The 17784-nt window shown below is 72.8% G+C and carries 22 protein-coding genes; 13 read left to right on the top strand and 9 right to left on the bottom strand.

Annotated elements, in window-relative coordinates; all coding sequences use genetic code 11:
* Window positions 1–70 precede the first annotated feature (70 nt).
* Window positions 71–1666: a Na+/H+ antiporter gene (locus ACFRIC_RS20275; protein ID WP_382787546.1), complete on the top strand. Its 1596-nt coding sequence runs from the start codon at window positions 71–73 to the stop codon at window positions 1664–1666.
* Here ACFRIC_RS20275 and ACFRIC_RS20270 read toward each other — a convergent pair.
* A complete protein-coding gene (locus tag ACFRIC_RS20270; protein WP_382787545.1) occupies window positions 1648–2652 on the bottom strand; it encodes a 1-aminocyclopropane-1-carboxylate deaminase/D-cysteine desulfhydrase in 1005 nt (334 codons plus the stop codon). The two genes, ACFRIC_RS20275 and ACFRIC_RS20270, sit on opposite strands and share 19 nt — an antisense overlap.
* A 96-nt stretch (window positions 2653–2748) precedes the next feature.
* Window positions 2749–3339, bottom strand: coding sequence for an N-acetylmuramoyl-L-alanine amidase (locus tag ACFRIC_RS20265; protein WP_382787543.1), 591 nt, complete (start codon window positions 3337–3339; stop codon window positions 2749–2751).
* Window positions 3340–3599: 260 nt separating this feature from the next.
* On the opposite strand from ACFRIC_RS20265, the gene ACFRIC_RS20260 reads away from it, so the two are divergent.
* The 7 genes from ACFRIC_RS20260 (at window position 3600) to ACFRIC_RS20230 (ending at window position 9438) form a co-directional block, all read left to right on the top strand.
* A complete protein-coding gene (locus ACFRIC_RS20260) occupies window positions 3600–5006 on the top strand; it encodes a family 2B encapsulin nanocompartment shell protein (protein ID WP_382787541.1) in 1407 nt (468 codons plus the stop codon).
* A complete protein-coding gene (locus tag ACFRIC_RS20255) occupies window positions 4997–6142 on the top strand; it encodes a family 2 encapsulin nanocompartment cargo protein polyprenyl transferase (protein ID WP_382787539.1) in 1146 nt (381 codons plus the stop codon). The genes ACFRIC_RS20260 and ACFRIC_RS20255 overlap by 10 nt, the downstream gene beginning before the upstream one ends.
* 243 nt (window positions 6143–6385) lie before the next feature.
* Window positions 6386–7072 (top strand): GNAT family N-acetyltransferase, encoded by a 687-nt coding sequence (locus ACFRIC_RS20250; protein ID WP_382787537.1) that lies wholly within the window; start codon window positions 6386–6388, stop codon window positions 7070–7072.
* A 4-nt stretch (window positions 7073–7076) separates the two neighbouring features.
* Window positions 7077–7295, top strand: coding sequence for a hypothetical protein (locus ACFRIC_RS20245; protein WP_382787535.1), 219 nt, complete (start codon window positions 7077–7079; stop codon window positions 7293–7295).
* 139 nt (window positions 7296–7434) lie between these two features.
* Window positions 7435–7848 carry a YciI family protein gene (locus ACFRIC_RS20240; RefSeq protein ID WP_382787533.1) on the top strand — a complete coding sequence of 138 codons (414 nt, stop codon included), beginning with the start codon at window positions 7435–7437 and terminating at the stop codon, window positions 7846–7848.
* A gap of 5 nt (window positions 7849–7853) precedes the next feature.
* Complete coding sequence (locus tag ACFRIC_RS20235) at window positions 7854–9080, top strand: RNA polymerase sigma factor (RefSeq protein WP_382787531.1); 1227 nt, start codon at window positions 7854–7856, stop codon at window positions 9078–9080.
* A gap of 10 nt (window positions 9081–9090) precedes the next feature.
* Window positions 9091–9438, top strand: coding sequence for a DUF952 domain-containing protein (locus ACFRIC_RS20230; RefSeq protein ID WP_382787529.1), 348 nt, complete (start codon window positions 9091–9093; stop codon window positions 9436–9438).
* 57 nt (window positions 9439–9495) lie between these two features.
* On the opposite strand, the gene ACFRIC_RS20225 is transcribed toward ACFRIC_RS20230, so the two are convergent.
* From ACFRIC_RS20225 to ACFRIC_RS20205, 5 genes are all read right to left on the bottom strand, one after another.
* The gene (locus ACFRIC_RS20225) at window positions 9496–10287 is read right to left on the bottom strand and encodes a VOC family protein (RefSeq protein ID WP_382787527.1); all 792 of its coding nucleotides are present in this window, start codon (window positions 10285–10287) and stop codon (window positions 9496–9498) included.
* Window positions 10284–11120, bottom strand: a complete 837-nt coding sequence (locus tag ACFRIC_RS20220) for a hypothetical protein (RefSeq protein WP_382787525.1) — start codon at window positions 11118–11120, stop codon at window positions 10284–10286. Before ACFRIC_RS20220 ends, ACFRIC_RS20225 begins: the two co-directional genes overlap by 4 nt.
* A 141-nt stretch (window positions 11121–11261) precedes the next feature.
* On the bottom strand, window positions 11262–11681 hold the full coding sequence (locus ACFRIC_RS20215) for a VOC family protein (RefSeq protein WP_355764829.1): 420 nt from the start codon (window positions 11679–11681) through the stop codon (window positions 11262–11264).
* Between the two features lie 81 nt (window positions 11682–11762).
* Window positions 11763–12143 (bottom strand): helix-turn-helix transcriptional regulator, encoded by a 381-nt coding sequence (locus tag ACFRIC_RS20210; RefSeq protein WP_382788042.1) that lies wholly within the window; start codon window positions 12141–12143, stop codon window positions 11763–11765.
* Between the two features lie 150 nt (window positions 12144–12293).
* Entirely contained in the window at window positions 12294–12710 is a 417-nt protein-coding gene (locus ACFRIC_RS20205; RefSeq protein ID WP_382787523.1) for an SHOCT domain-containing protein, read from the bottom strand.
* A 900-nt stretch (window positions 12711–13610) separates the two neighbouring features.
* Here ACFRIC_RS20205 and ACFRIC_RS20200 point away from each other — a divergent pair.
* Window positions 13611–13808 carry a hypothetical protein gene (locus tag ACFRIC_RS20200; RefSeq protein WP_382787521.1) on the top strand — a complete coding sequence of 66 codons (198 nt, stop codon included), beginning with the start codon at window positions 13611–13613 and terminating at the stop codon, window positions 13806–13808.
* 143 nt (window positions 13809–13951) lie between these two features.
* Here ACFRIC_RS20200 and sodN read toward each other — a convergent pair whose 3' ends face one another.
* Window positions 13952–14347, bottom strand: coding sequence for a superoxide dismutase, Ni (gene sodN, locus ACFRIC_RS20195; protein WP_053662116.1), 396 nt, complete (start codon window positions 14345–14347; stop codon window positions 13952–13954).
* Window positions 14348–14492: 145 nt separating this feature from the next.
* Between sodN and sodX the strand changes: the two genes are divergently transcribed.
* Entirely contained in the window at window positions 14493–14924 is a 432-nt protein-coding gene (gene sodX, locus ACFRIC_RS20190) for a nickel-type superoxide dismutase maturation protease (RefSeq protein WP_382787518.1), read from the top strand.
* Here sodX and ACFRIC_RS20185 read toward each other — a convergent pair.
* The gene (locus ACFRIC_RS20185; protein WP_382787516.1) at window positions 14828–15457 is read right to left on the bottom strand and encodes a CGNR zinc finger domain-containing protein; all 630 of its coding nucleotides are present in this window, start codon (window positions 15455–15457) and stop codon (window positions 14828–14830) included. The genes sodX and ACFRIC_RS20185 overlap by 97 nt on opposite strands.
* Before the next feature lie 100 nt (window positions 15458–15557).
* Between ACFRIC_RS20185 and ACFRIC_RS20180 the strand changes: the two genes are divergently transcribed.
* The 3 genes from ACFRIC_RS20180 to ACFRIC_RS20170 all read left to right on the top strand — a co-directional run bounded on the left by ACFRIC_RS20180 (window position 15558) and on the right by ACFRIC_RS20170 (window position 17697).
* A complete protein-coding gene (locus tag ACFRIC_RS20180) occupies window positions 15558–16316 on the top strand; it encodes a class I SAM-dependent methyltransferase (protein ID WP_382787514.1) in 759 nt (252 codons plus the stop codon).
* Between the two features lie 125 nt (window positions 16317–16441).
* Window positions 16442–16930, top strand: a complete 489-nt coding sequence (locus ACFRIC_RS20175) for a sigma-70 family RNA polymerase sigma factor (RefSeq protein WP_382787512.1) — start codon at window positions 16442–16444, stop codon at window positions 16928–16930.
* Window positions 16927–17697: a hypothetical protein gene (locus ACFRIC_RS20170; RefSeq protein ID WP_382787510.1), complete on the top strand. Its 771-nt coding sequence runs from the start codon at window positions 16927–16929 to the stop codon at window positions 17695–17697. The genes ACFRIC_RS20175 and ACFRIC_RS20170 overlap by 4 nt, the downstream gene beginning before the upstream one ends.
* The last annotated feature ends 87 nt before the right edge of the window (window positions 17698–17784 follow it).

Here is a 17784-nt window from a genome sequence, read left to right as displayed (position 1 = left end):
GTGCGGGATGCCGCGCGGAATTGTCGGGCGCGCGGGAGACCGCGCGGAAAAAGAGGGCGGGCGGAAGACGATGGACGTGTTGCCACTGCTGTTGCTGGTCGCGGGGAGCGCGGCGGTCGCCGGGGCCGCCCGCCGCACCCCGGTCCCGGCACCCCTGCTGATCGTCGCCGTGGCGCTGCTGGTCTCGTACGTCCCCGGGGTACCCGCGTACGAACTCGACCCCGACGTCGTGCTCCCGCTGGTGCTGCCGCCGCTGCTGTACACGGCGGCCACCGACAGCTCCTATCTCGACCTCAGGGCCCAGCTGAGGCCCGTCGCGCTGCTGTCGGTGGGCTACGTCCTGTTCGCGACCCTCGTGGTCGGCTGGGCCGCCTATCTGCTCGTACCGGGCCTGCCGCTGACCGCGGCCCTCGTCCTCGGCGCCGTGGTCGCGCCGCCGGACGCGGTGGCCGCGACCGCCGTCGCGCGCCGGGTGGGGCTGCCGTCACGGATCACCACGATCCTCCAGGGCGAGTCCCTGGTGAACGACGCGACCGCGATCACCGCCTACCGGGTGGCGCTCGCCGCGGCGGTCGGCGAGGGCGCGACCTGGGCGGGCGGCATCGGCGAGTTCCTGCTCGCGGCGGTCGGCGGGGTCGTCGTCGGACTCGTGCTGATGATCCCCATCCACTGGCTGCGCACCCACATGAACGAGGCGCTCCTGCAGAACACCCTCTCCCTGCTGATCCCCTTCGTCGCCTACGGCGTCGCCGAGCAGTTCCACGCCTCCGGAGTGCTCGCCGTGGTCGTCGTCGCGCTCTACCTCGGACACCGCTCCTGGGAGGTGGACTTCGCGACCCGGCTCCAGGAGGAGGCGGTGTGGAAGATGGTCGCGTTCGTCCTGGAGTCCGCGGTGTTCGCGCTGATCGGACTCCAGCTCCCGGTCGTCCTCAAGGGCCTCGGCGCCTACGAGGGGACCACCGCGGCCTGGTACGCCCTCGCCCTCTTCCTCGTCGTCGTCGCGACCCGCTTCGTGTGGGTGTACCCCGCCACCTTCCTGCCCCGCCTGCTGTCGGCGCGCATCCGCGAACGCGAGGCCAACCCCACCTGGAAGGCGCCGTTCATCATCGGCTGGGCCGGCATGCGCGGCGTCGTCTCGCTCGCCATCGCCTTCTCCGTCCCGCTCACCGTGGACGGCGGCGACCCCTTCCCCGAGCGCAACCTGATCCTCTTCCTGACCTTCACCACCGTCATCGGCACCCTCGTCGTGCAGGGACTCACCCTGCCCCCGCTCATCCGGCTGCTGAAACTGCCGGGACGCGACACACAGGCCGAGACGCTCGCCGAGGCCAACGCCCAGGCCCAGGCCTCCCGCGCCGCCGAGGAGCGCCTCGACGAACTCCTCGCCGACGAGCGCAACGCCCTGCCGCCGCCGCTCGCCGAGCGCCTGCGCTCGGTCATGGAGCGGCGCCGCAACGCCGTCTGGGAGCGGCTCGGCGCGGTCAACCCGGTCACCGGCGAGACCGCGGACGACACCTACCGCCGTCTCTCCCGCGAGATGATCGGCGCCGAGCGCGACGTCTTCGTCAAGCTGCGCGACCTGCGCTACATCGACGACGAGATGCTGCGCACGCTGCTGCGCCGGCTGGACCTGGAGGAGGCGGCGGCCTACCGGGAGGCGGCCTGAGGTCCGGTCCCCGGGGCGGGGAACGGCGCTCCGGTGATCACCGCCGCCACCGTCGTACCGCGCGGGAACGCCCCTTCTGCGGCGAGGGCGACAAGTCCGTAGAGCATCTTGGCGACATAGAGACGTTCGACGGGCAGTCCGTGCCGCTGCTCGAAGTCCTCGGCGAAGGCGTCGAGTTCGGGTGGGGTACGGGCGTAGCCGCCGAAGTGGAAGCGGTCGTCGAGGGACCAGGTCCCGCGCCGGCCGCCGAACGCGTCCCGCTGGAGCGCCTCGGTGTCGGCGTCGAGGAAGCCGCCGCGCAGGACGGGGACGCCCAGGGCGCGCCGGCCGGGGCCGAGGCCGGCGGCCATCCCCGCCAGGGTGCCGCCGGTGCCGCAGGCGAGGGCGGCCACGTCGATGCCGTCCTCGTCCCGCAGCTCCTCGCCGAGGGCCAGGCAGCCGCGTACGGCGAGGGCGTTGCTGCCGCCCTCGGGCACCACGTACGCGTCCTCGGTGCCCGTCGCGCGCAGGATCCCGGCCAGCGTCCCGGGTTCCGTCTTGTGCCGGTACGTCGATCGGTCGACGAAGTGAAGGCGCATGCCGTCGGCGGCGCAGCGCGCCAGTGAGGGGTTGAGGGGGCGGTCGGCCAGTTCCTGGCCGCGGACCACGCCCACGGTGGGCTGCCCGAGGAGCCGGCCCGCGGCGGCCGTGGCGCGCAGATGGTTCGAGTACGCCCCGCCGAAGGTGACCAGCGTGCGGCCCGCCGCCGCTTCGAGGTTCGGCGTCAGCTTGCGCCACTTGTTGCCGATCAGCTCCGGGTGGATCAGATCGTCCCGCTTCAGCACCAGCCGGACCCCCCGGCGCCCGAACCGGGAGTCCGCGACCTCCACGACGGGCGACGGAAGCCGCGGCGGCGGTCCGCCGGGACCGGCGGGGACGTCGGGACCGGACGGTCCGCCGGGACCGGACGAGGCGTCGAGGCCGGACGGGCCGTCGGGGCTGATCATCCGTCCATTGTCGGACACCTGTCCGGGAACGGCCGGACGCGGGGGCCGACGGACGGTCGGCCTGACGGGGCCCGTGGCGGACCCCGGCGCGTCAGGTCACTTCAGCAGCTCGCGGACGCGGGCCCGCAGGGAGTTCATCGTGAAGCCCCGGGGGTCCACCTTCCCCGGCTGCCACTCCAGGTGGCCGATGACCGAGCGTTCCGTCCAGCCGTGGAACCGGCAGATCGCGGCGGAGACCTTGGCGATGGCGTCGAGCTGCACCTCGGGCCAGGGGTCCTCGCCGTCGCCGAGGTTCTCGCACTCGAAGCCGTAGAAGTGGCGGTTGCCGTCGGTGTTCGCCTCGTTGTCGTGCGGCAGCGCCTTCTCGGCGATCACCGCGCGCAGCACGTCGTCGTCGCCGAGCCCCGCGTGGTTGGCGCGGCCGTAGCCGACCAGGTGCACGACGCCGTCCTTGGTGATGACCCCGTGGCACAGCGGTCCCGGCAGGTCCTCGCGGCCGTCGCGGCACAGCCCGACCGTGGGCGCGCCGCCTCTGGTCACCGTGTGGTGGATCATCACCCCGTGCACCGGGCCCCACGGGCCCTTGTGGTTGCGGTTGTGATGCTCCCAGTCGCCGACCTCGACGACGTGGACGCCTTCGTCCCTGATCCGGTCCAGGAACCTGCCCGCGGACATGGGCGATGCCATGGCCGACTCCTTCGCGCTGTACGCCGGCCGCCCTGCCGCGGCCGTCTGGTACCGCAGCTTCTATATCCGGCCCGGTGGCCGGAACCAGCCGTTCGCACAGCGTGCGAGCCGATCCGGTCAACCCCGGCGCGGAGCGGAATCACCCTCCCTGCCCACCTCCGGAGTGATCCATTCCCCCTCATTCGTGTAATGGCATCAGCACACTCCGTGATGAAAGGCTTGGCCGCGAAGATCAGTGCACGACCGGGAGGGCAATTTTCATGTCGGTAGGCGAAGAGGTCCGCGCGGAGCAGAACCGTCCGCAGCAGAGTCTCGGCACTTCAGCCGCGCGGAACCTGGCCACCACCACCAAGTCCGCGCCACAGATGCAGGAGATCAGCTCGCGGTGGCTGCTGCGCATGCTTCCGTGGGTGAACGTGCAGGGTGGCACGTACCGCGTGAACCGGCGGCTCAGCTACTCGGTGGGCGACGGCCGCGTGACGTTCGTCAAGACCGGGGACCGCGTCCAGGTCATCCCCGCGGAGCTCGGAGAACTGTCCGTGCTGCGGTCGTACGAGGATCACGACGTACTGGGCGAGCTCGCCCAGCGGTGCCAGCAGCGGGAGTTCGCCCCGGGTGAGGTGCTGGCCTCGTTCGGCAGCCGGGCCGAGGAGGTGTTCCTCCTGGCGCACGGCAAGGTCGAGAAGATCGGCACCGGTCCCTACGGGGGCGACGCGGTGCTCGGTGTCCTCGCCGACGGCGCCTACTTCGGCGAACAGGCGCTCATCGACCCGGAGGCCATCTGGGAGTACACGGCCCGGGCGGTGACGGCGGTGACCGTGCTCGTGCTGCCCCGCAACGACCTCGAACAGGTGGCGGAGCGCTCCGAGTCCCTGAGCGAACACCTCCGGGAACTGCGCGCGATTCCGTCGCAGCGCACCAACAAGTACGGCGAGAAGGAGATCGACCTCGCGGCCGGCCACACCGGTGAGCAGGACATCCCGGGCACCTTCGTGGACTACGAGGCGTCCCCGCGCGAGTACGAACTGAGCATCGCCCAGACCGTCCTGCGGCTGCACACCCGTGTGGCCGACCTCTACAACCAGCCGATGAACCAGACCGAGCAGCAGTTGCGGCTCACCGTGGAGGCGTTGAAGGAGCGCCAGGAGCACGAGCTCATCAACAACCGCGAGTTCGGCCTGCTCAACAACTGCGAGTACGACCAGCGGCTCCAGCCGCACGACGGCGTGCCGAGCCCGGACGACATGGACGAACTGCTCAGCCGCCGCCGCGGCACCAAGCTGTTCCTCGCCCACCCGCGCGCGATCTCCGCGTTCGGCCGCGAACTGAACAAGCGCGGACTCGTCCCCGAGAGCATCGAGATGGCCGGCAACCGCATCCCGACCTGGCGCGGGGTGCCGATCTTTCCGTGCAACAAGATCCCGGTCAGCGACGCCCGTACGACCTCGATCATCGCCATGCGTACCGGCGAGGCCGAACAGGGCGTGGTCGGACTCCAGCAGGCGGGCATCCCGGACGAGATCGAGCCGAGCCTGTCGGTGCGGTTCATGGGCATCAACGAACAGGCGGTCATCTCCTACCTGGTGACGGCGTACTACTCGGCGGCGGTGCTCGTGCCGGACGCGCTCGGCATCCTGGAGAACGTCGAGATCGGCCGATGGCGGTGACGACCCGGACGCGGCAGGGACCGGCCGGGGTTCCCGGCGGACGCCGTCCGCCGGGGCCCGCGGACCGACGCCTTCCCGGCGCGAGGCCCGCGGAAGGACCGGGCTCGCCGGGCCCGGCCGACGCCTCGGAGGCCGCGGCCGTCCTGGAGCGGGCGCGGGCCTGCGTCGATCCCGAACTGCGCCGGGCGCTCGACTCGCTGCCGGGCTCGATGCGCCGGGTCGCGCTCTACCACTTCGGGTGGGAGCAGGCGGACGGCACACCCGGAGCGGGCAACGCCGGAAAGGCCATCCGGCCCGCGCTCGTGCTGAGCGCGGTCCAGGCCCTCGGCGGACCGCACACGGCGGCCGTTCGGGCGGCCGCCGCGGTGGAGCTGATCCACAACTTCACCCTGCTCCACGACGACGTGATGGACCGGGACACCACCCGCAGACACCGTCCCACCGCGTGGACCGTGTTCGGCGACGCCGACGCGATCCTCGCCGGTGACGCCCTGCAGGCCCTGGCCCTGCGGCTGCTCGCCGAGGACCCGCACCCCGCGTCCTCGGCGGCCGCCGCCCGGCTCGCGGACTGCGTCGTCGAGCTGTGCGCCGGACAGCACACGGACACGGCCATGGAGAAGCTCGGCCCGGACGAGGTCACCCTCGAGGAGTGCCTCGCCATGGCCGAGGCGAAGACGGGCGCGCTGCTCGGCAGCGCCTGCGCGATCGGAGGGCTGTACGCGGGGGCCGACCCCGAGGACGTCGAGGCGCTCGACGCGTTCGGCCGGCAGGCTGGGCTCGCCTTCCAGCTCATCGACGACGTGATCGGGATCTGGGGAGACCCGGCCCGCACCGGCAAACCGGCCGGGGCGGACCTCGCCGTCCGCAAGAAGTCGCTGCCCGTGGTCGCCGCGCTCACCTCGGGCACCCCGGCGGCCGCCGAACTCGCCGCGCTGTACGCGGCGCCCTACCGGGAGGGAGAGCTGGAGCGCACGGCGCTGGCCGTCGAGCGGGCGGGCGGGCGCGACTGGGCGCAGGTCCAGGCGGCCGACCGGATGTCGCGGGCGATGTACGAACTGGCCCGCGCGGTCCCCGACCCCGAGGCGGCGGGCGGCCTTCTCGCCCTCGCGGAGTTCGTCACGCGCCGCAGCAACTGACCGGCCCGGCAGGCCGGCCGAGGGCCCCGGAACCCCGGGCTCCGCGCGGAACCTGACATCCGCGCGGTGCCCGGCTCCGGAGGACGGGCCCCGCACGGCCCCACGGCGTGCGGGCCCCGTGCCCCGAGCCGCATCCCCGCGGCCGGGCCCCGCCCACCCCGGGGGCGGTGTGCCGGAGCGCGGGCGTACTAGGCTCAACCGCCGTACGGTCGAGGCGGGTTGGGGCGAAGGGCGGGGCTGGTCATGGGTGTGGCGATCCGGGTGGCGGGCGAGGCGGACCGGGAACTGGTCGTCCGGCTGCTGGACGAGGCCTTCCAGGACGATCCGGTGAGCAACTGGGTCTTCCCCGACCCGGCACAGCGCCGCGCGAAGCACCCCCTGCTGATGGCGGCGTTCACCGACATCGTGCTCGCCGAGGGGCGCGTCGATCTGGCCGAGGACGGTTCGGCGTGCGCCCTGTGGCTGTCCGTCCCCGCGGGCGGGAGCCACGACGGCGAGGGCGACGGCGCGAGCGGCGACGGGGCGGACGACGACGGCCCCGCGCAGCTCCGCGCGGCCGTCGACCCCGACAACGAGCGCGTCGAGCTGATCGGCCGGCTGACGGCCGGCATCCACCCCGAGGGGCGGGCCCACGCGTACCTGTGGATGATCGGGGTGACGCCGGAGCGCCAGGGCGAGGGCCTCGGCGGCGCGCTGATGGAGTCGGTCCTCGACCGCTGCGACCGCGAGGGGCTGGCCGCCTACCTGGAGGCGAGCAACGCCCGCAGCCGCGCCCTGTACGAACGGCTCGGCTTCGCGCTCGCGGGCCGCCCCCTCGACCTGCCCGACGGGCCGCGGATGTGGCCGATGTGGCGCGAGCCCCGCCCGACGGGACACGCTCAGGCCGGGGAACGTACGACAGGAAGCGCGGGGGCCGCCGTCCTACCCTGAAGACATGGGCACGGATGAGCATGTATGTCCGGAATGCGGGCAACCGGTCGCCACGATCGTGCACCGGTACAAGACCCTGGGCGCCTGGGTGCCCAAATGGGGTCCCGGACCCTGCCACAACCCGGACTGCGCCGCCTGCGCCGACGAGCCGGGACCCGGCCGGGGCCAGGCACCGGAGCAGGCGCACGATCTGCCGGAGGAGGCCGCGGCGAAGCAGCCCTGACCGGGCCCCGCACAGCCGGCCACGACGTCGTGCGAAGTCGCCCGGAGAACGTGTAGAGAAACGCGGGCCGGCTCCGACGTCCCCTGTGAGAGCCGCCCACCACGGGCGGTCCGAGCCGAGGAACCGAAGGAGCGCACTCATGAAGTACCTGGTGATGGTGCAGGGCACACACGCCGACTACGAGGCCATGCGGGGCAAGGCGTCCGAAGGGTCCCCGGCCTGGACCGAACAGGAACTGCAGGCCATGTACGCCTACATGGGCTCGATCAGTGACGACCTCTCCGAATCCGGCGAGCTCGTCGACGCCCAGGGCCTGACCGACCCCGCGCTGGCCCGGCAGGTGGCCCTGGGCCCGGACGGCAAGGCCGTGATCACCGACGGCCCGTACAGCGAGACCAAGGAGCTGATGGCCGGCTACTGGGTGGTCGACTGCGCCAGCCTGGAGCGGGTCACCGAGATCGCCGAGCGGGTCACCCAGTGCCCGGGCCCCGAGGGCGAGACCGGCCGCCCCGTCGTCATCCGCCCCATCCAGGACGGGGCCGGGGACATCTGAGCGGGATGAGGGACACGACCGGGGTCGAGGACCTGCTGCGCCGCCACGCGCCGCAGGTCCTCGGCGCGCTCGTCCGCCGCTACGGCCACTTCGACGCGGCCGAGGACGCCACGCAGGAGGCGCTGCTCGCGGCCGCCCGGCAGTGGCCAGGAAAGGGAGTGCCGGACAACCCGCGCGGCTGGCTGATCAAGGTCGCCTCGCGGCGGCTCGTCGACGCCCTGCGCGCGGAGGAGGCACGGCGGCTGCGGGAGGAGAAGGCCGCGGCGCTGACACCGCGGGACGCCTTCACGGCGCCGCCGCCGGGCGCGGACCGCGCCCCCTCGCAGGACGACACCCTCTCCCTCCTCTTCCTGTGCTGCCACCCCGCCCTGTCCCCGGCCGCGCAGATCGCCCTCACCCTGCGCGCGGTCGGCGGCCTGACCACCGCCGAGATCGCGCGGGCGTACCTCGTGCCCGAGGCGACCATGGCGCAGCGGATCAGCCGGGCCAAGCAGCGCATCCGTGGCGTCGGTCTCGCCCGCCCCGACCACTGGGAGGAACGCCTCCCCGCCGTCCTGCACACGCTCTACCTGATCTTCAACGAGGGCTACACCGCGACCTCGGGCACCGCCCTCCAGCGTGCCGAACTCGCCCACGAGGCCGTCCGGTTGACCCGTACTGTCCGGCATCTGCTGCCCGAGGACGGCGAAGTGGCCGGACTGCTCGCGCTGATGCTGCTCACCGACGCCCGGCGCGCCGCGCGGACCGGCCCGCACGGGGAGCTCGTACCCCTCGACGAACAGGACCGCGCCCGCTGGGACAGGGCGGCGATCGAAGAGGGCGTGGCGCTGGTGACCGAGGCGCTGGCGCTGGGTCCGGCCGGCCCCTACGCGCTCCGGGCCGCGATCGCCGCGGTCCACGACGAGGCGCCCACCCCGGAGGCGACGGACTGGACCGAGATCCTCGGCCTGTACGACCTCCTCGTCCGCCGGGTCCCCGGCCCCGTCGAGCACCTCAACCGCGCGGTCGCCGTGGCCATGGTGCACGGGCCGCGCGCCGCCCTCGCCGAACTCGACCGGCTGGAGGGCGAGCCGGCCGCCGGACACCGGCTGGACGCGGTCCGCGGCCATCTGCTGGAGCGGGCGGGAGAACCCGACGCGGCGCGTGACGCCTACGCGGCGGCCGCGGCCAAGACCCTCAGCCTGCCCGAGCGCCGCTATTTGGAAGTGCGCGCGGCGCGGCTGCGGTCGTAGCGTGGTCCGCATGTCCGAACCCCTGCTGCATCTGACCGAGCGTTCCCTGTGGGACGCGGCCCGCGCGTCGGGCACCTTCGAGATCTCCACCCGCGGCCGGACCCTCCAGGAGGAGGGCTTCGTCCACTGCTCGCTGCGCCGCCAACTCCCCGCCGTGGCCGCCATGGTGTACGGCTCCTACACCGGACCCGACGACCTCGTGGTCCTCGTGATCGACGCCGAACGGCTCACGGTGCCGGTGCGCTTCGAGGCGATGGCCCCCGGCGGGGAGGAATTCCCGCACGTCTACGGGCCCATCGCGGTGGACGCGGTCGTGGACGTGGAGGTCTGGGACCCGAGCGGGGCGACCCGGACCTGACCCGATCCCGGGGGGCGACCGCCGTCGTCCGCCCTCCGCCGGACAGGCCGACAGGCCCTAGGGCAGGCTGCCCGTCGCGGGATCGCGTCCGGTCAGGCAGTAGGTGCCGCCGACGGGGTCCCGCATCACCGTCCAGCGCGCACCCCGGCCGACCGCCGTCGCCCCCAGGGCCTCGTGCCGCGACCGGACCGCGTCGACGTCCGAGCAGGCGAGGTCCAGATGGGCCGAGGTGGGGCGGTCGGTGCCGAGGCGCTGCAGCAGGATGCGCAGCGGCAGCCCGGCGGGCGGCCTGATCACATGGAACTCCGGGAACGCGCCGGGCAGGGACTCCCACCCCGTGAGCTCGCCCCAGAAGACGGTCTCGGCCTCGTACACGCCCGGCGCCAGGTCGATGCTCACCTGGTCGAGCCGGCTCGTCGCCCCGTCCGGCCCCTCGGTCACCGGGGGCCGCGCCGAGTCGCCGTTCCACGGCACCGCGCAGAACGGCTGCCCTCCCGGGGAGCGCAGTACGGACCAGCCGTCGTGGTCCGCGACGACCGTGGCACCCAGCCGCAGCGACCACTCCACCAGCGCCGGCACGTCCTCCACGGACAGGCAGACGTGCGCGCCCCCGGGCCCCTCCCGGACGCCCTGCGCCTTCACGTACGCGTCTCCCTCGGCGGGCAGCAGCGTCACGAACTCGCCCTGCTCACCCCGGGGTTCGGACGGCTCCGTGCCGGTGACCGCCGTCCAGAAGGCGAGGGCCCAGGCGAGGTCCGGCGCGGGCCGGTCGACGAAGACGTGGGTCCACCGGACGGTCGGCCCCGTGGTCACCGGGGCGTTCCCCGCCGTGGCGTCCGTGCGGTTCATCCCGCCTCCTCGGCGATCAGGGCGCGCAGCGAGGTCTTCATCCGCGCGACGAAGGCGTCCCGGGTCTCGGGGGAGAGGACGTCCAGCGAGAGGTAGGGGTTGAGGTCCTCCAGCTCGACGAGGAGCAGCTCGCCGCCGGGGGCCCGGCAGGCGTCGACGCGCTGGACGCCGTACGCGATGTCGTTCCACTCGATGAACCGCTGCGCGAACTCCCGGTCCTCGGCGGTGGGTTCGTAGGGTTCCAGCGCCCAGCGCCGCTCCGGGTCGGGCGCGTACAGGGCGTACTGGAGGGTGTGGTCGACGAAGTAGAACGACACCTCGTAGCGGAACTCGACGCGCGGCTGGACGAGGAGGCCGCCGAACGGCAGGGCGGCGAGCTTCTCGCGCGGCACGAACTCCAGGCCGATGGAGTCGGCCCCCTGCTTCGGCTTCACCGCGTACAGGTCGGCCTCGGGCAGCAGGTGCAGGTCCTCGGCGCGGTCGACGGTCGGGATGACGGGGAACCCGGCCGCGGTCAGCTCCAGCAGGTAGCCCTTGCCCGCCATGTCCCCCTTGCCGGAGAGCTGGTTGTAGACGCGGACACCCTCCGCGAGCGCCCGGTCGCGGAACGCGTCGTACGCGGCCTGGTAGTGCAGGACGGGCCCGCTGTTGCGTACGACCACGGCGTCGAAGCCGGTCATCAGGTCGGCCGCGTCCAGCGGGTGGCAGACGGCGATGTCGAAGTCCTCGCGCAGCCGCGAGGTCAGGGCGATGTCCTCGTCGCAGTACCGCCGCCCCTTGGCCGGATAGGCCAGGTCGCTGACGAACAGGACGCGGGGGCGCGCGGACGGCACGGTTGGCTCCTCGAAGGGTCGGACGAATCGCTCCGCGGACGCCTCACGCCCGCGGACCACACGGACGTAGTGTCCCTCCCGGCCGATCCCGGCCCCGCGCCGCCCCTGGCCTGCGCCGCCCCCGGCCCCGCGCCGCCCCTGTCAGCCGGCCGTGCGTTTCTGGGCGAAGCGCAGGAGGTTGCCCGCCGGGTCGCGGAACGCGCAGTCCCGCAGGCCGTACGGCTGGTCCTCGGGCTCCTGGACGACGTCGGCGCCCGAGGCGCGGACCCGCTCGAAGAGCTCGTCGCAGTCGGTCGTCGAGAAGATCACTCCGCGGAGCATCCCCTTGGCCAGCAGGGCGGCCATGGCCTGCTTGTCCGCGGGGGAGGCGTCCGGGTCCGCCGCCGGCGGCTCCAGGACGATCTCCACGTCGGGCTGGAGCGGCGAGCCGACGGTGACCCACCGCATTCCCTCGAACCCGACGTCACCGCGGACCTCCAGGCCCAGCACGTCGCGGTAGAAGGCCAGCGCCTTGTCGTGGTCGTCGACGGAGATGAAGCACTGGGACAGTTTCAGATCCATGCGTCCAACCTAGGCCGTGATTCCGGACGACGGGCGGCAAAGACGACGGGCGCCATGGACCACGGGGCCTGAAGGCGGGGCCTAGAGACGTGTGCCCGGTTCCGCCTCCGGGTTGGGGTGACGGGCCGGGCGGGTGAGCCGGCGGGCCACGCAGGAGGGGATGGGGGCGCCGTGGTCGTGCGGTCGGGCCCGGTACGCGCTCGGGGTCTCGCCCACCAGCTCCGTGAACCGCGAGCTGAACGAACCGAGCGAGGTGCAGCCCACCGCGAAGCACACCTCGGTCACCGTCATGTCGCCGCGCCGCAGCAGCGCCTTCGCGCGCTCGATCCGGCGGGTCATCAGATAGGTGTACGGCGTCTCGCCGAACGCCTCCCGGAAACTGCGCTGGAAGTGTCCGGGCGACATCAGCGCGGTGCGCGCGAGCGTGGCCATGTCCCACGGCTCCGCGTAGTCGCGGTTCATCCGGTCGCGTGCCTGCCGCAGCCGGACCAGGTCGTCGAGCGGTCGGGGATTCGCCACGTCCCCAGAATGGCACACGGGACCGCCGCCCCCCGGGGGATCACTGGCCCGGGGGACGGCGGTGGCCGTGCGTGCGCGGGGGTGTCCGTGCCGTCAGGCGGCGAGGACCTTGGCCTTGGCCTTCTCGAACTCCTCCGCCGTGATGTGGCCGTGGTTCTTGAGGTCCGCGAGCTTCGCCAGTTCGTCGGCCTTGCCGGTGGAGGAGCCGGCGGTCTCACGGATGTAGGCGTTCATGTCCTCCTGGCTCTTCTGGATGCGCCGCATCTCGCGCTCGCCCATGCCGCGGCCCCGCGCGATCAGGTACACGAAGATGCCCAGGAAGGGCAGGATGACGACGAAGACGCACCAGCCCGCCTTGCCCCAGCCGTTCAGCTCGTCGTCGCGGAAGATGTCCCCGATGACGCGGAACAGCAGCATGAACCAGAGGATCCAGAGGAAGAACCACATCGTGGTCCAGAAGACCTGCAGCAGGGGGTAGTCCGCTGCCAGATTGACCGTCGAGCCGTTCATGGTCGAACTCCTGTCGGTTGTGCGACATCTCCGCGAGCGTTGCCTGGGTGTCGGGCGGATCGAACTGTCGCCGGGCGCCGGGTCGCGATCTCGGGGATTCCGCCCAGACCCGGCCGTCGTGCGTTCGCGGCCGGTCGGCAGGGCCTGGCGGGGTCGGTGCGCGGAGCGCGGTGGTGCGGCGGACGGTGACGGTGCCGCGGTGTCCGCCGCGGACAGACGCTCGAAGGCGGGGGGCGAGCGGGACCCCCCGGACACACGGGACGGGCCGTGACGGCGCCGTCCGGTGCCCTCGGCGTGATCGGTGCGACGTCAGGGGCGTCGTGCGGGGGCGGTGCCGGCCGCGCCGACGGCGTGCGCCGCCCGGGTCCCGGGGACCACGGCGCGGCGAAGGAGCCTCCGGGTCCGGGGTCCTTCGGGCCGTGGCGGACGGGCCCGGAGCACGGCACACCCGGCGCGGGCCGGATCTGCCGCTGGATGCAGGCCATGAGCGGTGCCCTCTCTGACGCCCGACGTCTTGCCTGGGCTCCAGAGTGCGGTCACTCCCCGCCCCGCCGGATCACCCTCCGCGGGTGAGCTCGCGCATCGCCTTTCCCGCCCGTCGGCGTCACCCGCGAAGGCGGGGGCGCAGCCTCCGGGACGGGCCGTGGCGCGCCTTCCGCTCACCCCTTTCGGGATTCCCACACCGTTTCCGGGTCTTTTTCAGGCCTTCTCCCGGCTTTTTCCGTGCCCGGCGGGCACGGTGCCGGGGCGGGGGAGAAGGTGGAGGGGCGAGGGTGTGAGCGGGAGTGCCGAGGTGGGCGGATGTCGCCCGCACCGGGGGATGCCACATCGGTGCGCGCGGCCGACGATGGCAGGGCATCGCAGCGGACCCCGCGCCCCGGCCCCGAGGGAAGTGCTCGTATGCGTTACGAATTCCGCATCGCCGGCCTTGTTTCGGACACGCTCGCCACGGCCTTCTCCGAACTGGACCGGGTCCGTACGAAGGAACAGACCCTGTTCTTCGGCACCGTGATCGACGACGCCCATCTCTACGGACTGCTCACCCGGTTCCAGGCGCTCGGCCTGCGGGTGATCGAGATGCGCCAGCTCCCCGTGTGAGCGCCGCCGCCCGCCCCGTACGGCCCCGGAAAGCAGTACGCACCCGGACCGTCGGGCCGCCGGTGACGGCGGCCCGCGGACCGGGTGCGGACAGGAGGGCGACGCGATCCGCGCTGACGCGGTTCGGACGGCCCGGGTGAAGGTCAGGCCTTCTTGGTCTCCCAGAAGATCTTGTCGATCTGGGCGATGTAGTCCAGCGCCTTCTGTCCCGTCGCCGGGTCGGTGGACGCCTTCGCGGCCGAGAGGGCCTTGAGGGTGTCGTTGACGAGCTGGTGCAGCTCCGGGTACTTCTCGAAGTGCGGGGGCTTGAAGTAGTCGCTCCAGAGCACCGACACGTGGTGCTTGGCGAGCTCGGCGCGCTGCTCCTTGATGACGGTGGCGCGAGCCTGGAAGTGCGGGTCGTCGTTGCCGGCCATCTTGTCCTGAACGGCCTTCACCGACTCCGCCTCGATGCGGGCCTGGGCCGGGTCGTACACGCCGCAGGGCAGGTCGCAGTGGGCGCTGACCTTGACCTTGGGGGCAAACAGGCGGGAGAGCATTGAGCTGTCCTTCCTCGTGATCGTCTTCTCAGGTGGGACATTACTCCGTGGGAGAGGGTATTTCGCGGGTGCCCCCATGGGCTTAGGACAAAAGTCCGGGGTGAAACTGGGACTGGTGGAGGATAGGACCGGGGAGGTGCCGTTGATGCCGGAGCTGTCGCGGGAGACCGAGCGGGGGAAGGCTCTGCTGCCGTTCGGGGCCGCGGAGGTGACGGGCCCTTCGATGGTGCCCACACTCCAGCACGGGGATCGGCTCGTCGTGCAGTGGGGGGCCAGGGTGCGGCCGGGCGACGTCGTCGTCCTGAGGCACCCGTTCCAGCAGGACCTGCTCGTCGTGAAGCGGATCGCCGAGCGGCGTGAGGGCGGCTGGTGGGTGCTCGGGGACAACGCGTTCGCGGGCGGGGACAGCACCGACTACGGAACCGTCCCCGAGGAACTCGTCCTCGGGAAGGTGCGGTTCCGTTTCCGTCCGCCGACGGGTCAGCGGTCGCCGTTCGCCGTCGTCCGCTGGGTGCTGGTGGCCGCCAGGCCCGTGCTCGCGGCCCGGTCCGCCTCCAGGCGCTTGCGGGCGCGGTAGGCCGCGACGTTGGCGCGGGTCGCGCAGCGGTCCGAGCAGTAGCGCCGGGAGCGGTTGGTCGAGGTGTCGAGGTAGGCGTTGCGGCACGGGGCGGCCTCGCACAGGCCGAGACGGTCCACGCCGTACTCGGTCAGATGGAAGGCGAGGCCCATCGCCGCGATCGCCGCGTAGCCCGCGGTCGCGTTCGACGGGTGATCCGCCAGATGCATGTGCCACAGCGGGCGGCCGTCGTCGTCCCGGTGGTCGTGCCCCGAGATCTGCGGGCTCACCGGGAATTCGAGCAGCAGCGAGTTCAGCAGGTCCACGGCGAGCGTCTCCTCGCCGCCGGCCGCCGCCTCGAAGACGGCGCGCAGCCGCCCCCGTACCGAACGGAAGCGGGTGACGTCGGCCTCCGCCGCGCGGCGGGCCGCCGAGGCGTTGGCCCCGAACAGGTCACGGACGGCCTCGACGGAGGTCAGCGAGTCCTTGCCCCGGACCGGTTCCTCGGTGTTGACGAGACGGACGGCGTAATCCGAGTAATAGGCCAGTTCCACTTGTAGTCCTTACGGAGGCGCTCTATCGTCGTGACGGTGGTCAGGTAACAGCTGATCGCGCTTACAGGGTATTACGTGGTCGACGCGAGGAGGGGCTTTCATGGCCATCGGCACCGGAACCGACTGGCAGGCATGGCAGCAGAGCTGGGACCGGCAGCAGGAGTGGTACATGCCGGACCGCGAGGAGCGCTTCCGGGTGATGCTCGACATGACCGAGGCGCTCGTCGGCCCCGAGCCCCGCGTCCTCGACCTCGCCTGCGGCACCGGCACCATCACGGCCCGGCTGCTCGCCCGCTTCCCCGGAGCCACCAGCACCGGCGTCGACCTCGACCCCGCCCTCCTCACCATCGCCGAGGGCACCTTCGCCGGCGACAACCGGGTCTCCCTCGTCACCGCCGACCTCAAGGACCCCCGGTGGCGCGAGCGGCTGCCGTACGACACGTACGACGCCGTCCTGACCGCCACCGCCCTGCACTGGCTGCACAGCGAACCCCTCACCGTCCTCTACGGCCAGATCGCCGAACTCGTCCGTGACGGCGGCGTGTTCATGAACGCCGACCACATGATCGACGAGACGACGCCCCGCATCAACGCGGCCGACCGCGCCCAGCGGCACGCCCGGATGGACGAGGCCAAGCGGATCGGCGCCCTCGACTGGGCCGAGTGGTGGGAGGTGGCCGCCCAGGACCCGGTCCTCGCCGGACCCACCGCCCGCCGCTTCGAGATCTACGGCGAGCACGCCGACGGCGACACCCCCTCCGCCGACTGGCACGCGCGCGTGCTGCGCGAACAGGGCTTCGGCGAGGCCCGCCCGGTGTGGCGCTCCCCCTCGGACGCGCTGGTCCTCGCGGTCAAGTAGGGCCCCCGCGAACCCTGTTGGAGGCGGTACGGAGAATCCGTACCGCCTCCACTGCGTCCTGCGGCACCTCCCGCCGCACTGGAGGGGTGAGACGGTCCGCGGGCGCGGGCCGGGAAGGGGGCGGGATGACGCGCGGCGAGGAAGCCGCTCTGCACGCTTTCGTGGAGGGCAGACGCACGGCGCTGTTCCGCAGCGCGTATCTGCTGTGCGGCAATCGCGACGAGGCCGAGGACCTCGTCCAGACGACGCTGGTGAAGGTCGTCCTCGGCGCGCGGCGGCACGGACGCCTCGAAAGTCTCGAGGCCTACGCGCGCAAGACGCTGGTCAACACCTTCATCTCCGCCCGCCGCCGGTTCTGGCGGCGGGAGCACGCGTACGGCGAGGTGCCGGACGTGGCGGGGCGGTCGGTCGACAGCGACACCGGACTCGTGGTGCGGGCCGCGCTCGCGGAACTCGCGCCGAAGCAACGGGCCGTGCTCGTCCTGCGCTACTGGGAGGACCTGAGCGTGGCCGCCACGGCCCAGGTGCTCGACATGCGCGAGAGCACGGTCAAGAGCCACACAGCCAGGGGACTCGCGGCACTGAGGGCCGCGGTGCGGGAGGAGTACGCGTGAACCAGGAAGCGGAGCAGGAGTACGTGCGGGAACTGCTCGGACGGGTGGTGGACGACGTCCAGGTGCCCGGGAGCCGCGGCGGCGAGAGCGTCTTCGCCCAGGCCTCGCGGGTGCGGTGGCGGCGGCGCACGGCGGCCACCGGTGCCGTCGCGGCCGCCGTCGCGGCCGGCCTGGTCTTCGGACCGGGTGTGCTGGACACCGGGCACCGGGCCGGGGTGGCGAGCGCGCCCACCGCCGGCGAGTACACGACCAGGGCGGGGCGTTTCGCGAAACTGCTCCCGGCCGGGACCGGGAAGATCAGCGAGGTCTCGCTGCTGCGCCTGATCAAGGGGGTGCCGAAGGCCCCGCTGCCCAAGCCCGTCGGACCGTACGACGGTGACTACGCCGTCGGCCGGCCCGACGGGGTCGGCTACCTCACCGTGTCCGTGTCCTCCCGCTCGGAGATCGCGGCGAAGACGGGCGGCGCGGGCCTGGGCGACCCCTGCGAGGACGCGGCCAAGGCCGGGCTCATCGGCTGCACCACCCAGAAGCTGTCCGACGGCACCGTTCTGTCGGTCTGGCGGACCGGCCCGGGCGAGCCCGGCTCCCAGCCGACGTGGGGGCAGGAGTTCGCCGGCGTCCTGAGCCTGCGGGACGGCCGCGCCCTGCGGGTACGGGACAGCGCCGGCTACCAGGGCAGGGGCCAACTGGGCCGGGTCCTCAAGACCACGCCACTGACCCGCTCCCAGTTCACGAAGCTGATCCTGAACCCGGCGCTGCGGCCGTAGCTCCGGGGGCGCGGCCGGGGCACGGGGAAGGGGCGGTACGGGAGACCCGTACCGCCCCTTGTTCCTGCGCCGGCGAGCGCGTCGTCC

This window comes from Streptomyces sp. NPDC056738 (genome assembly GCF_042790435.1).
Lineage (GTDB): Bacteria > Actinomycetota > Actinomycetes > Streptomycetales > Streptomycetaceae > Streptomyces.
Note: the sequence above shows the minus strand (reverse complement) of the source record. Positions and strands in the feature narration are given on the sequence as shown.